This is a genomic window from Massilia phyllostachyos, assembly GCF_021044825.1.
Lineage (GTDB): Bacteria > Pseudomonadota > Gammaproteobacteria > Burkholderiales > Burkholderiaceae_D > Telluria > Telluria phyllostachyos.
Window position 1 is genome coordinate 331,420 of sequence record NZ_JAJNOC010000005.1, and the last position, 13,324, is coordinate 344,743.

The window sequence follows — 13,324 nt, forward strand, 5'->3', positions numbered from 1 at the left end:
CATGCGCCTACTGGACATAGCCGGTCGTCCCTTCCATCCTGATGGTGCGCTGGGCGACGCCGCCGTCCATGATCTGCAGCGTGTCGGCCGCGCCCACCGGGCTGGTCCCGGCCGCGTCGCGGGTGATGCTGCCGTCCGGGTGGAAGAACAGCGCCACCGCCGCCGCGCCCGCGAAGCCGCCGCCGCCCGCCACCGTGCTGTTGTTGGTGCTGTCGTATTCGGTGTCCGAGACGCCGATGCCGAGCGCGCAGGCGGCGCCGCCCGCCGCCGGCAGGCCGGGCGCTTCGCGCATGCGCAGCCGGACCGTCTTGCCGGACAGGGTCGCGCACACCAGGCGCCGGCGCGCGATCGCGGTCTTGTGCGCGTAACGCACCGCGTTCACGACCTGCTCGCCGAACACCAGCGTGCCGGTGCTGTCGCTGCCCATCAGGCGCGGGATGCCGATCGCCGCCAGGACGCCGATCAGGACCATCACCGTGACCAGCTCGATCATCGTGAAGCCCTGCTGGCGCCGCATTGCACGCTTCATCGGAACACCTCGCGCACGTGGATGATGCGCTTGGTCTCGGGCTCGAACACGCCGAAGGTGGCGCGCGCCCACGGATCGGTGTCGGGCTTGTTGTCCTTCGAGCAGACGTTCAGGGAACGCAGCCAGGGCAGCTTGGCGCCGGTCGACACCGGCTTGACAAGCTGTTCCATGCAGGCGCTGTCGGCAGCGGTGTCGCCGAGGTTGGCGGCGACGTCGCCCCAGCCCGGGCCGCCGCCGCTGGGCATCAGCCCGAGCGCGCCGATGCCGCCCACGAGCTTGAGCTTGACCTCGGTGTTGGACTTGTTCACCTTGAACGGCGCTCCGCTCGCAGCCGCATTCGACTGTTTTTTCGGAACCACCACGAAGGCGTCGAGCGGGATGGCGGTGTAGACGTCGTCGGTATGCTGCACCCAGCTGCTGCCGCGCCAGACCTCGGCGAGCACCGGCATCTTGAGTTCGCCGCGCGCGCTGCCGAAGCGGTTCACCAGGCGCAGGCGGCCGCTGCGGATATTGGTCTTCGCTTCCTTGCCGGCGTCCGGGTCGGGGCTGGCGCTGAATGCCGACGTCACGTCGGCCGGCGCCACCTTGCCGTTGGCGCCGCGCAGGCGGATCGTGAGCGGCGCGGTCTTGAGGTTCGTGAACGCATAGTTCGGCAGCAGCGTCACGCTGCCCTTCACGAACTGCGCCGCCTGGATTTTGGTAAGCGCGACGCCTGCCACATTCAGGGCGCCCGGCGTCGCGGCGAGTGCGGCGCCGTTCTCGTCGACCACCGACAGGTTGACGTCCTCGGTATAGGCGGCATTCGTGGTCTGGTTCCTGACCCCGGCATCGAAGTTCCGGGTAGCGATGCCGGCCGCGTTCATGGCCGTGACCTTCATGACGAAGGGCTCGCGCGAATAGTGCCAGGTGCGTTCCGTCTCGGTCCCCGGCCGCTCGATCGCCACCTGGAAGTACTGCGGAATGAAGGCGCCCACGCTGCCCGAGCACTTGCCGGCCGCCGCAGTATTGGTCGACCCGGCAGCCTTGAGGGCATCGTTGCCCATGAAGCCGTCCAGGCTGGCGGCAAGGTCGATCCTGCCGACCTCGGACCACCTGGCGTTCGGGGTCGCGACACCGCCTTTGAACGCGAGCAGATCGGAAGCGAAGGCGTCGTCGGTGACGCCGTTCTGCGCGCGGCAGGCGATGTCGAGCGTGACCTTGGGCGCGACCGCGCCGGCGGCGTCCAGCGCCGCGGTATCGAAATTCGGGGTCTTGACGCCGGCCGTGTTGACCGCCGTGACGCCGACGCTGAAGGCGGCGCCGGCGCGCAGCGGGCCGGCGGCGGGGGCCAGCGTGAATTTCGCCGGGACCGTGATGAAGTTGCCCGCGCCGGTGGCGGTCACGTCGTCGGGAATGGCGGCGGAGGCGTTCAGCCTGACCTCGCCCGCGTCCGGATAGGACAGCGCCAGCGTGGCGATGCCGGCGGTCTTGAATTCGGTCCGGATGCTGGTGGTTGCGGCGCTGGCGGTGGCGGCGCCGCAGCTGAGCGCCTTGCCGCCCAGCGTCAGCTTTTCCGAGCCGGTCTTCGGCTTGCTGTAGTTGCAGCTGTAGCTCACGTCGTAGGTCTTGTTCTCGAAGGCGGCGACGCAGGCGGTCTGGCTGGCGTTCGCCTTGACGCCCTGGATCGTGGCCAGGATGCCGCCGGCGCCTGCCGCGTGGTCGGGCACGTCGACGCGCAGCTTGATCCCGCCTGCGAAGGTCATGGAACAGCTGCCGCTGTTGTTGCCGGTGCGGTAGCAGGTGGTCGCTGCCTGGGCGCTGACGCCCTCCAGGGCCAGGGTGACCGCGCCTGCGGCGAAGCGGGTCACGTTTACGGTCTGCGAGCCGGCATTGGCAGGAATCGAGAAGGCGGCGTCGAAGGGTTTCAGCTTCCCTCCGGTGACGGCCCCTGCGAAGTGCGGCGCGGTGCAGGCCGCGTTGGCGCAGGCGGTGACGGTGATCTTCTCTTCGAGGCAGGTGTCGCCTTCGCCGTCATGCGTGATCAGGAAGTGGTGCGGGGTGGCCGGCGCCAGTCCTTCGCAGCGCGGCCCGTTGGTGGAATTCACCTGGTAGCCGCTGTTGTTGGTCACGCAGTCGCACTTGTTCTTCGCGGTGCCGTTCTTGCAGTAGATCGTGCCGGTCACCCGTCCGGCCCACTCCAGCGTCGCCCAGTTCACGCGCGCGTCGCCGGTGATGACGGCGCTGGAAGATTGCAGCAGCAGGTCGCCGGTGTCGACGTTGCCGGTGACCGCATTGCCCGAACCCATGGTCATGCTTTTCGTCGCGGTCACGTTGCCGGTGACCTTGCTGCCCGAGGCTTCCATGCTGAAGGTGCCGGTCGTGATGCTGCCGGTGACGGTGTTCCCGGAACCCATGGTCATCGAGGTGGTGGCGACGATGGTCCCCGTCACCCGGCTGCCGGAGGCCAGCATGTCGAACACCGGCGCCGTGACGTCGCCGCTGACGGTGCTGCCGGATCCGAGCGAGAACTTGCTGCTGGCATTGACGTCGCCGGTGATGGTGACCGGCGAACCGGCCGTCACGACCGTGCCCCTGACGTCGCCGGTGATGCGCGACGAGGAGCTGATGTTGACCACGCCGCGCGAGGTGAGGTTGCCGGTGATGGTGACGCGGTCGGTGCCCAGCTGGATGGCGCCGGCGCTGATGTTGGCGGTCGCCGTGTGCTGCGAGGCGCCCATCGAGAAGGTGCCGCCGACTTCGATGTCGCCGCCGGAGATTTTCAGGTTGGCCGGATTGATGGCGTTGAGGTCCAGGTCGCCCGTGACGATGAGCCTGGCGCCGCTGCCCATCGACAGGCCCTGGTTCCAGCCGACCGCGACGTTGTTGGTGACCTTGAGCGTGTAGCCGCTGCCGATGACGACCGCATCGTTCCATTCCAGATAGGCCGGATAGGGGCAGGTGTAGACCTTGTTCGACAGGGTGCAGCTGTCGACGGCGTTGCCGTTGAAGGTGTAGGTGGTGGCCTGCGCCGCGCCGCTGCCCAGCATGCCCGCCAGCGCCAGCAGGCAGGCCGCCATCCATGCCGACGGTCCGCGGCGCTTCGTGAGCGCGCGGGCAAGGTTCAGCATGAATGGGTAGGGAATGGACACAACTTGTCTTGTATCAAAGCGTCAATTCCCGAAAGTGTGCATGAGTTAATGGAACGCCACAACGAATTTTTCGTTAAAGCAACCTCCTCTGGTCAAGCTGATAACGAACCCGTCTGTTTTACGCTGCCCGGGCGACCGGCGCACCCTGCTCCCCGGCCTGCGCCAGGTGGCGGTTCACCGCCGACAGCACCGCGCGGAACGAAGCCGTCACGATATTGCTGTCGATGCCGACCCCGAACAGGGTCGCGCCATCGCCGACGCGCAGCTCGACGTAGCAGGCGGCGCGGGCGTCGGCGCCGCGGCCGATCGCGTGCTCGTGGTAGTCCATCAGGCGGATGTCGAGGCCGAGCGCATTCACGAAGGCGTCGATCGGGCCGTTGCCGGCGCCGCGGCAGGCCTGCTTCGCGCCGCCCTGGGTGACGTCGAGGTCGATCTGCACGCCGTGCGCGCTGTCCTCGACCATGCGGTGGGCCACGTAGTCGTAGGGCCGGTCCTGCTCCAGGTATTCGCGCGAGAACAGGGCGTGGATGTCGGAGGCCACCACTTCGCGGCCGGTGCTATCGGCCATGCGCTGCACCGCGCGCGAGAATTCGATCTGCAGGCGGCGCGGCAGCTCGAGGCCATATTCCTGCTGCAGCAGGTAGGCCATGCCGCCCTTGCCCGACTGGCTGTTGACGCGGATGACGGCGTCGTAGCTGCGTCCCAGGTCGGCCGGGTCGATCGGGAGGTAGGGCACTTCCCAGATCGCGTCCGGCTGCTGCTTCGCAAAACCCTTCTTGATCGCATCCTGGTGCGAGCCGGAAAACGCCGTGAACACCAGGTCGCCCACATAGGGGTGGCGCGGGTGGACCGGCAGCTGGTTGCATTCCTCGACCAGCTGGCGCACCGCGTCGATGTCGGAGAAGTCCAGGCCCGGGGCGACGCCTTGCGTGTAGAGGTTCATGGCGAGGGTGACCAGGTCGACGTTGCCGGTGCGTTCGCCGTTGCCGAACAGGCAGCCCTCGACCCGGTCGGCGCCGGCCATCACGGCCAGTTCGGCGGCCGCCACCGCCGTGCCGCGGTCGTTGTGCGGGTGGACGCTGATGACGAGCGACTCGCGATTGTCGAGGTGACGGCACATCCACTCGATCTGGTCGGCGTAGACGTTCGGGGTGGCCGCTTCCACGGTGGAGGGCAGGTTGACGATCATCTTGTTGCCGGGCGTCGGCTGCCACACGGCGCCCACTGCATCGACGATCTGCTTGGAGAAATCGAGCTCGGTGGTCGAGAACGACTCCGGCGAATACTCGAGGCCCCATTGCGTCTGCGGGTGCTGGGCGACCAGTTCCTTGATCAGCTGCGTGCCCTTCACGGCGATCTGCACGATCTCCTCGCGCTCCATGCCGAACACCACGCGGCGGAACACTGGCGCCACCGAGTTGTAGATGTGGACGATGGCGCGCTTGGCGCCCACCGCCGATTCCACGGTGCGGCGGATCAGCTCATCGCGCGCCTGGGTCAGGACGATGATGGTGACGTCGTCCGGGATGCGGTTTTCCTCGACCAGCATGCGCACGAAGTCGAAGTCGGTCTGCGATGCCGAGGGGAAGCCGACTTCGATTTCCTTGACGCCGATTTTCACCAGCATCTCGAAGAAACGCAGCTTCTTCTCCGGGCTCATGGGCTCGATCAGGGCCTGGTTGCCGTCGCGCAGGTCGGTGCTCATCCAGATCGGCGGCTGGGTGATGGTGCGGCCTGGCCACTGGCGGTCGGCGAGCGGAACGGCGGGGAAGGGACGGTATTTGGCGGCGGGATTCTTCAGCATGATCGTGTGCTCCTGGTTGCATGACTACGTGGCGCTTCAGGCCCTGGATGGGGCGGGAGTGCGGCGATGGGGCTGCCGGGCGGGCCGCGGGAACGCTAGGCCAGGCAACCGATCGGTAGCTTTAGCAGCAGGCGGACGAATGCGCGCGAACCTGACGGCAGGATAGGGCCGGAGGACTTGCTGGGTGATGCTGGGGTGGAGAAGGGGGACATCTGTTCACTTCCTGGGACTGCGCGACTGCTTGTGGGGCCGGCTTGTGGCCGGGACGTACGGCGTGGATTACGCGCGTAGTAGCAGGCCCAGCGCTAGCGCGCCGGTGGCAGGTAGGAGGGATGGCAGATGCGGGTGGAAAGACATGCAAAAGACTTTAGAAGAGTATTTTTGGTGTGTCAAGCAAAAATTTGTGCGGCGCATCGTACATTTTGCTCGTGATTATTCTGGTTTTCCGTAGGGTGGGCGGTCCCCGCCCACGCGTTCAGGCAGCCGATGATCAGCCGTTTCGTCGGTTCAGAGGGAGTTGGACGCGTGGGCGGAGGACCGCCCATCCTACGAAAACCGGGGCCGTCCTGCAGCGCAGCACGGTAAGTGGTATACTGGCTTCGTGTCGTCGAAGAAGCTTTCCGACTCTCCCCCGGCCCCGTAGTCGATTCGCAACGCTGCGCCGCCGTCCACGCCTCGCGCGCTTTTCTCTCTCCACCTGGCCCGGTCCGGCCAGCACCAAACACTGCCAGGCAGCATCGGCGGTGCGACCGACGCTTTACCGAACCCGTGCGCCGCCCGGGCCGTACATGCAATGCATCAGGAGAACCAGCATGGCCAAAGAAGAACTCATCGAAATGAACGGGCTCGTTTCCGAAATCCTGCCCGAAATGCGTTTCCGCGTCGACCTCGACAACGGTCACCAGTTGATCGCCTATACCTCGGGCCGCATGAAGAAGAACCATATCCGCATCATCGCGGGCGACCGCGTCACCCTCGAGATGTCGCCGTACGACCTCAACAAGGGTCGCATCACCTTCCGCCACATCGAAAATCGTGGCCCGTCCGGCCCGCGTCCGGCCCCGCGCCGCCGCTAAACCGCAGGCGCCCATCCACGGGGCGCTGCGAGAAGGAGCCGGCGCAGGAAGGCCGGCTCACATTTTTTGTGCACTGCACAAAAAACCTTTTATACTCTGTTTTCGGGTAGAGCCTGTGGCTCCGCCAGACCCGTCCGAACCAGTTCCCGCGCCTGTGCAGTGCGCGGCTTTCGCGGACGGTGTGTTTTCGACATATCAGTCAGCCTGTACAGCGGCCACACCTTGCAGATAGCATTGGTGGCCATCAGCTCCGCACCACGCAGATAGCATGGGCTGGAGCGGCGATAAATCGGTAATGCTTGAAATGAAGCTCGCAAACGCGGGCTTTTTTTTCGTCCATACCTACCGCGTGTTTGCCATCGTGTGATCGGCATTACAATGTTGATAACTCAAAATACAGGCGAATCCGACCATGGCCCACATCCATCCAGCCGGCTGGCGCGAGATGTCCGTCACCGGCGCCGCCGCCCGCGAGATCGAAACGCTGACGCTGCTGGAAAAGCGTCTGTCCGACACGCCCTACGAGATCTACCACGGCGTGCACTGGACCAACGTCGAGCACGGCTTCTCGGCCTACGGCGACATCGACTTCATCATCCTTGCGCCCAATGGCCGCCTGCTCCTTATCGAGCAGATCGCCGGTTTCCTGGGCGAGACGCGCGATGGCCTGGTCAAGAACTACCAGGGCAAGCCGCGCAAGATCCGCCACCAGATCATCCACACCATCGAAGGCTTCGCCAAGCGCTACCAGGGCGAGCTGTCGATCGACTACCTGCTGTACTGCCCCGACTACATCGTCAAGGACCCGGTCCAGGCCGGCATCGACCCCAGCCACATCATCGACGCCACCACCAAGGGCCGCCTGGGCGCCAAGATCCGCGAGATCCTGCCCGTCACCGCGCGCACCGAGGAGTTCGACCGCGTCACCCGCTACCTCGGCGACACCCTGAGCCTGCGCCCCGACCCGAGCTCGATGATCGGCTGCGCCACGCAGATGGTGACGCGCCTGTCCGGCGGCCTGGCCACCTGGGCGCGCCGGCTCGAATTCTCGCCGTTCCGCCTGCGCGTGGTCGGCACCGCCGGCAGCGGCAAGACCCAGCTGGCCCTGAGCGAATACACGGCCGCCATCGACGCCGGCCTGCGCCCGCTCTATGTCTGCTTCAACCGGCCGCTGGCCGACCACATCCAGCGCCTGGTGCCGCCCGGCGGGCGGGTCGCCAACTTCCACGAACTGTGCGACGCCTGGCTGCGCGCCAAAGGCGAGAGCCCGGACTACGGCAAGCCCGACGTCTGGACCGAGATCGAGGGCGTGCTGGCCTCGGCCGACCTGCCCGAGACCTGGCACTACGACGTCCTGATCGTCGACGAGGGCCAGGATTTCACCCAGGCCTGGCGCGACATCGTGCTGCGCATGCTGAAGAACGGCGGGCGCGCCATTTGGCTGGAAGACCCGGACCAGAATCTGTATGGCAAAGAGATGGTGGCGCTGCCCGGCTGGGTGGTGCTGCACTCGAACACCAACTACCGCAGTCCGCGGGAAGTGGTGCAGATGCTGTCCTCGATCGGCGCGGTGAGCCAGCCGGTGGAGGCGGGCAGCCCGTTCAAGGGCGCCGACATCGAGGAGATGCTGTACCCGGAAGGCGACGTCGAGGCCATGCTGAACCAGACCCGGCGCGCCGTCACCTCCTGCCTGGCCGCTGGCTTCGGGCGCCAGGACATCGCGATCTGTTCCTTCCGCGGACGCGAGAAATCCGCCATCCTCAAGCTCGATAAACTGAGCGACGCACACACGCTGCGCTCCTTCACCGGCGCCTACGACCTGTTCGGCAACCCGGTGTTCCGCGAAGGCGGATTGCTGGCCGAATCGGTCTACCGCTTCAAGGGCCAGTCGGCGCCGGCGCTGATCTTCACCGAGATCGACTTCGAGGAGATGGACGAACTCACCCTGCGCAAACTTTTCGTGGGCATGACGCGCGCGCGCCTGAAGCTGGTGCTGGTGATGAGCGAGCGGGCCTCGGCGCAGTTCTTCGACCGAATGAGCAGCGGCGGCGACGTCGAGGAGTAAGCTCGCCGGCGATGGCGCGGAACAGGGCGCACAGCTTCGGCGCCGTGAAGTCGTCCAACACATCCGTGAACTGGCATTTTATGCGGACGAAATGGTGGGGCTTGCCTGTGGACGGGCGCCGCGTGCTAGCATCTCTCGACGGTATCGTGGAGACGAAGATGAAACAACAGGTTGGGGGAAAAGTCGAACGGATGCGCCTGCGAATGCTCGGCGCATCGGCGCTGATGGTGCTGCTGGCCGCCTGCGGCGAGCATCCTCCGCGCGACGACGACGAGGACGATCCCGCGCCACCGCCGGCCCCGGCCATCAGCATCGTCGCCGGCGACGTGAACACCGCCGGCAACACGAACGCCACCGGCGCCGCCGCGCGCTTCCGTGCTCCGTCCGGCATCGCCATCGATACCGCGGGCAACCTCTACGTGGCGGACACCGGCAACTTCACGATCCGCCGCATCACGCCGGCCGGCGTCGTGACCACGCTGGCCGGTTCGGCCGAGAACCCCGGCTCCATCAATGGCACCGGCGCCGGTGCGCGCTTCAGGAATCCGGTTGCGCTGGCGATCGGCCCGGACAATATCCTGTATGTCGGCGACAACGCCCTGGTGCGCCGCGTGAACACGGCGGGGCAGGTCGACACCTTCACCGAGATCCTGATAGGGAACAATGTGGACAGCCGCAGCTACGCCTCGGTGTATGTCGCCGGGCTGGCCGTCGACTCGCGCGCGAACGTCATCGTGGCCAACGGCCACAGCACGCGCCGCATCACGCAGAACGGCGCGGTGACCATGTTCGAAGGGACGCAATTGCTGAACAATGTGTCCGGCACCAGGATCTACAACCAGCGTGGCGTGGCCGTGGACAAGAGCGACAACGTCTACGTCTTCAGCCTGGAGGCGACGATCGCCCGGACCAACGGCTCCAATACCCTGAGCGTGCTGGCTGGCGCGCCGACCCAGCGCGGCTCGGCCGACGGCACCGGCAGCGCCGCCCGCTTCGAACAAGTGGTCGCGCTGGCGCTCGACCCGCAGGGCAACGTGTACGCGGCGGACAACGTCAACAACCTGGTGCGCAAGATCACGTCCGCCGGCGTCGTGACGACGGCCGCCGGCACGCTGAAGTCCACCACCCTGGCCACTGGCGCCCTGCCGGGCAGCTTCCCCAACATCACCGGTCTCACGACCGACGGCAAGGGCAACTACTACGCCACGACAGGCCACGCCGTCATCAAGATCGTGCTGCCCTAAGCGCTAACTTGGAGACCGTCGCACCGGGACTAGGCGTCCCCCTTGGCCGGTGCCCAAGTTCCTCGATTCAGTGGCCAATCGCCGCAGTCGCCACCCCCTGCGCCACACTCGACTTACTGGTCGTAACCGTCAACGCAAACAGCGGCTTGCGCGCCGACTGCTCCGTACTCCACTCATAAGCCACCGTGCTCTTGACCCCATCCGCCCCCTTGTCCGACGAGTTGCGCTTGCGCTCGCTCTTGAACGGCGCCGGCGCACGGCTCATGGCCTTCTCGAACAGCGCCTTGGTCGCTTCCGCCGGAACGGTCTTGGCGTACAGCGCACACAGGTTCTTGTCCTGGTGAACGACCAGCACGAACTGCCCATGCTGGCTGGGAACGACCCAGGCATTGCCCTTGGCTCCCTGCAGGAACATCGCCGCCTTCTCGGCCGGCAACTGCTGCGAGGAATCCAGGTGCTTGCGCAGCCCGTCGAAGTCGTGCAGGTACTTCAGGCAGTGCGAGGAATAGATATCCATGAACGCGGCGGCCTGCTGCTCAGGCGCGGCGATGGCGATTGAAGAAAGCAAGGTCCCTCCGATGGTGATGGCGGCATTGCGCAACAGCGTGTGCATTCGTGCTCCGGCTGGGTTGGTATGACCTTACCATGATGCTTCAGTCAACCGAATCGTGGCGCACGACGGCTGTCGTTTCGCCCAATCCATTCCCATGGCACGCGGCTATAGCAAGCAGGAAGTTCCTCTCCACAAGATCCGGCGCTACCTGGAGCCGGGACCGATCGTGCTCGTCAGTTCTTGCTGGAAAGGGGAGCAGAACATCATGACGATGGGCTGGCATATGGTGATGGAGTTTTCTCCATCCCTGATCGGCTGCGTGATCGCCTCATCGAACCACAGCTTCGAGCTCATCCGGAAGAGCCGCGAATGCGTCATCAATCTGCCGACCATCAGCCTGACGGACGCCGTGGTCGGCATCGGCACGCATGCGGGCAGCAAGATGGACAAGTTCGCGCACTATGGACTGACGCCGGAAGCAATCGATGGCGTGCAGGCACCGGCGATCCGCGAATGCCACGCCCAGTTCGCCTGCCGCCTGCACGACGACAGCCTGGTGGACAAGTACAACTTCTTCATCTGGGAAGTGGTCGCGGCCAGGGCGGCAAAGACGCCCAAGCATCCGGAGACGCTGCACTACACGGGCGAAGGCGTGTTCATGGTGGCCGGTAAAGTCATCAGCCGGCGCTCGAAGGGCATGCTGGCCAAGGAGCCGGACTGATTACGTTCTGCATCGGTGAAACCATGCACACCGCATGTGCGTCGATGCGCCGAGTGTTCGCTTGACTATGTTTTTGCCTCAACTATTCTGACTTGTCCGGGCTTGAGCCTGGCTGGAGCGTCGCACGACGGCGATCCACGATAACGACGACAACATCGGAGACAGAATGGACTTCCACCCTCGCGCATCCACGGGGCTAGCCGCCCTCGCCCTCAGCCTGCTCGCCACGAGCGCCCACGCAGCAGTCATCGCTCTTCCCAAGTACAACGTCAGTGTCAACGAGGTATCGGTCTCCGGCTTCTCGTCCGGCGCCCATATGGCGGCGCAGATGCACTTCGCGTATTCGAAGACGGTGAAGAAGGGCGCTGGCATCATCGCAGGCGGACCGGTGTACTGCTCGCAGGGCAACGCGGCGATCGCGACCGGGCCCTGCATGCTCGATACCGCGTCGCGCAACCTGCCCTACCTGATCTCGGTGGTGAACACCTGGTCGAGCAACGGCTACATCGACCCGACCAGCAATATGGCGGCCTCGAAGGTCTACCTGCTGTCCGGGACCATCGATTCGACCGTGAAGCAGCCGGTGATGAACGACCTGCGCACCATGTACGGCAATTACGTCCCGAGCGCGAACATCCAGTACAAGAACAACCTGGCCGCCCAGCATTCGATCCCGACGGACTTCTTCGGCAGCAGCTGCGGCACCAACGGTTCGCCTTTCGTCAACAACTGCAACTTCGACACCGCGGGCGAGATCCTCAAGTGGATCTACGGGACGCTGAACCAGAAGAACGTCAGCACGCTCAATGGTTCCTTCATCAACTTCGACCAGGCCGCGTTCTGGGGCAACGGTAATCCAACCCTGCACGGCATGGCCAGCAGCGGCTACGCCTACGTGCCCGCCGCCTGCGCCGCGGGACAGTCCTGCAAGCTGCATGTGGCTTTCCACGGCTGCATGCAGAACGTCGCCAGCGTCGGCACGGCCTTCTACCAGAACGCCGGCTACAACCGCTGGGCGGACACCAACAAGATCATCGTGCTGTATCCGCAGGCAATGGCCAAGGCGAACAATCCGGGCGGATGCTGGGACTGGTGGGGCCACGACGACGTCAACTTCCCGGCCAAGAGCGGCGGGCAGATGGTGGCGATCAAGACCATGATCGACAAGATCGTCGGCGGGAATACGGCGGCGCCGTTCACGTGCACGTCGACGTATGCCAGCAACTACGCGCATGTGGTGGCGGGGCGGGCCTACCTGGGGGCGGGGAACCAGGTGTATGCGACCAATTCGAACCAGTATCTGGGGTACTACCTGACCACGGCGTATACGAATGTCAGGCAGACCTCGGCGGGGTATTACGCGTACGGGACTTGTTCCTAGGCGTCAGCCGGCACTTCGACGGCCAGTCGTGCGATGCGCTCGTACAGCATGAGCTTGAATTCGGCTTGGTCGAGGGCGTAGTGGCAGCGGCGATGACAGTTCGGGCACAGGGCGACCGCGTTCGCCGTCGTGTCCGAGCCGTGGCTGGACAAGGGCATGACGTGATGGACCTCAAGGAAGGGCAGGCCATCCATTCCCTTGAAAGGCGCGGGGGCGCCGCAGCCCTCGCAGTGGCCGTTCGCGGCTTGCAGCACCCAGGCCTTGACTGCCGGATCCCGGACGTAGCTCGTGACCATGTTCGTTACGGTGGTGGGCTTCGGCGATCCCTTGGGTATGACGCCGAGCTGGCGCTGCATGAGGTCCGAAACCCGTTGCGCCAGCGTCCCTGCATCGGCTGTCGGGACGTAGGCTTCGAGCGATTCGAGTCCCTGCATGCTCAGCAGGGCAATCATTTGTTGTTTGACTGCCGAGCCGATATTTGTCGCGGGAAGGTATCCAGCGATATAGGGCATCTTCAGCTCGTACAGCGCCGCGGAGATATTCCGCATTCGAAATTCGATCGAGCCTTTCGACCTGTTTGGCAGCGGCCCTTCTCGGAGTGCCCTATTCACCGCAGCCTTGTTGTACGCCACGCCATGCAATTCCGCGTGCAGCATCCGCAGATAGGCCTTGATGGCGATCGTCAGCTCGGCATCGCTCCAGGCGTCGGGGGCGGCAGGTGATGGATTCGATTCGGACATGGAGAGGCAGGCATTCCTATCCTCTTAGTCTAGTGTCTGTTCAATATCTTCTCAACAATAATTAAGTTAGATATCTTTCGACC

The 13,324-nt window shown here is 65.1% G+C and carries 10 protein-coding genes; 5 read left to right on the forward strand and 5 right to left on the reverse strand.

Translation table 11 applies throughout. From position 1 onward, the window contains the following. Positions 1 to 7: 7 nt before the first annotated feature. From LQ564_RS25855 to leuA, 3 genes are all read right to left on the reverse strand, one after another. Positions 8 to 529 carry a pilus assembly FimT family protein gene (locus tag LQ564_RS25855; RefSeq protein ID WP_269143578.1) on the reverse strand — a complete coding sequence of 174 codons (522 nt, stop codon included), beginning with the start codon at positions 527 to 529 and terminating at the stop codon, positions 8 to 10. After that, positions 526 to 3,636 (reverse strand): polymer-forming cytoskeletal protein, encoded by a 3,111-nt coding sequence (locus tag LQ564_RS17000; protein ID WP_231059298.1) that lies wholly within the window; start codon positions 3,634 to 3,636, stop codon positions 526 to 528. The genes LQ564_RS25855 and LQ564_RS17000 overlap by 4 nt, the downstream gene beginning before the upstream one ends. Positions 3,637 to 3,775: 139 nt before the next feature. Next, entirely contained in the window at positions 3,776 to 5,464 is a 1,689-nt protein-coding gene (gene leuA / locus LQ564_RS17005; RefSeq protein WP_231059344.1) for a 2-isopropylmalate synthase, read from the reverse strand. Between the two features lie 809 nt (positions 5,465 to 6,273). On the opposite strand from leuA, the gene infA reads away from it, so the two are divergent. The 3 genes from infA (at position 6,274) to LQ564_RS17020 (ending at position 9,846) form a co-directional block, all read left to right on the forward strand. Further along, entirely contained in the window at positions 6,274 to 6,537 is a 264-nt protein-coding gene (gene infA, locus LQ564_RS17010) for a translation initiation factor IF-1 (protein ID WP_231059299.1), read from the forward strand. 412 nt (positions 6,538 to 6,949) lie between these two features. Next, the gene (locus tag LQ564_RS17015; protein ID WP_231059300.1) at positions 6,950 to 8,602 is read left to right on the forward strand and encodes an ATP-binding domain-containing protein; all 1,653 of its coding nucleotides are present in this window, start codon (positions 6,950 to 6,952) and stop codon (positions 8,600 to 8,602) included. 158 nt (positions 8,603 to 8,760) lie between these two features. Next, positions 8,761 to 9,846 carry an NHL repeat-containing protein gene (locus tag LQ564_RS17020; RefSeq protein ID WP_231059301.1) on the forward strand — a complete coding sequence of 362 codons (1,086 nt, stop codon included), beginning with the start codon at positions 8,761 to 8,763 and terminating at the stop codon, positions 9,844 to 9,846. 67 nt (positions 9,847 to 9,913) lie between these two features. Here LQ564_RS17020 and LQ564_RS17025 read toward each other — a convergent pair whose 3' ends face one another. Then, complete coding sequence (locus tag LQ564_RS17025; protein WP_231059302.1) at positions 9,914 to 10,459, reverse strand: NMCC_0638 family (lipo)protein; 546 nt, start codon at positions 10,457 to 10,459, stop codon at positions 9,914 to 9,916. Positions 10,460 to 10,553: 94 nt separating this feature from the next. Between LQ564_RS17025 and LQ564_RS17030 the strand changes: the two genes are divergently transcribed. Both LQ564_RS17030 and LQ564_RS17035 read left to right on the forward strand, forming a co-directional pair. Then, positions 10,554 to 11,120: a flavin reductase family protein gene (locus tag LQ564_RS17030; protein ID WP_231059303.1), complete on the forward strand. Its 567-nt coding sequence runs from the start codon at positions 10,554 to 10,556 to the stop codon at positions 11,118 to 11,120. 166 nt (positions 11,121 to 11,286) lie between these two features. Then, a complete protein-coding gene (locus tag LQ564_RS17035) occupies positions 11,287 to 12,501 on the forward strand; it encodes an extracellular catalytic domain type 2 short-chain-length polyhydroxyalkanoate depolymerase (protein WP_231059304.1) in 1,215 nt (404 codons plus the stop codon). Here the strand turns inward: LQ564_RS17035 and LQ564_RS25905 are convergent. Then, the gene (locus tag LQ564_RS25905; protein ID WP_272492102.1) at positions 12,498 to 13,241 is read right to left on the reverse strand and encodes an HNH endonuclease; all 744 of its coding nucleotides are present in this window, start codon (positions 13,239 to 13,241) and stop codon (positions 12,498 to 12,500) included. The two genes, LQ564_RS17035 and LQ564_RS25905, sit on opposite strands and share 4 nt — an antisense overlap. Positions 13,242 to 13,324: the final 83 nt, after the last annotated feature.

Excerpts from the sequence above, each read along its gene's own strand:
- LQ564_RS17030 (WP_231059303.1), top strand. The coding sequence starts at position 10,554 with ATGGCACGCGGCTATAGCAAGCAGGAAGTTCCTCTCCACAAGATCCGG.
- LQ564_RS17000 (WP_231059298.1), bottom strand. The coding sequence starts at position 3,636 with ATGCTGAACCTTGCCCGCGCGCTCACGAAGCGCCGCGGACCGTCGGCA.
- LQ564_RS17015 (WP_231059300.1), top strand. The coding sequence starts at position 6,950 with ATGGCCCACATCCATCCAGCCGGCTGGCGCGAGATGTCCGTCACCGGC.
- infA (WP_231059299.1), top strand. The coding sequence starts at position 6,274 with ATGGCCAAAGAAGAACTCATCGAAATGAACGGGCTCGTTTCCGAAATC.
- LQ564_RS25905 (WP_272492102.1), bottom strand. The coding sequence starts at position 13,241 with ATGTCCGAATCGAATCCATCACCTGCCGCCCCCGACGCCTGGAGCGAT.
- LQ564_RS25855 (WP_269143578.1), bottom strand. The coding sequence starts at position 529 with ATGAAGCGTGCAATGCGGCGCCAGCAGGGCTTCACGATGATCGAGCTG.
- LQ564_RS17025 (WP_231059302.1), bottom strand. The coding sequence starts at position 10,459 with ATGCACACGCTGTTGCGCAATGCCGCCATCACCATCGGAGGGACCTTG.
- LQ564_RS17020 (WP_231059301.1), top strand. The coding sequence starts at position 8,761 with ATGAAACAACAGGTTGGGGGAAAAGTCGAACGGATGCGCCTGCGAATG.
- LQ564_RS17035 (WP_231059304.1), top strand. The coding sequence starts at position 11,287 with ATGGACTTCCACCCTCGCGCATCCACGGGGCTAGCCGCCCTCGCCCTC.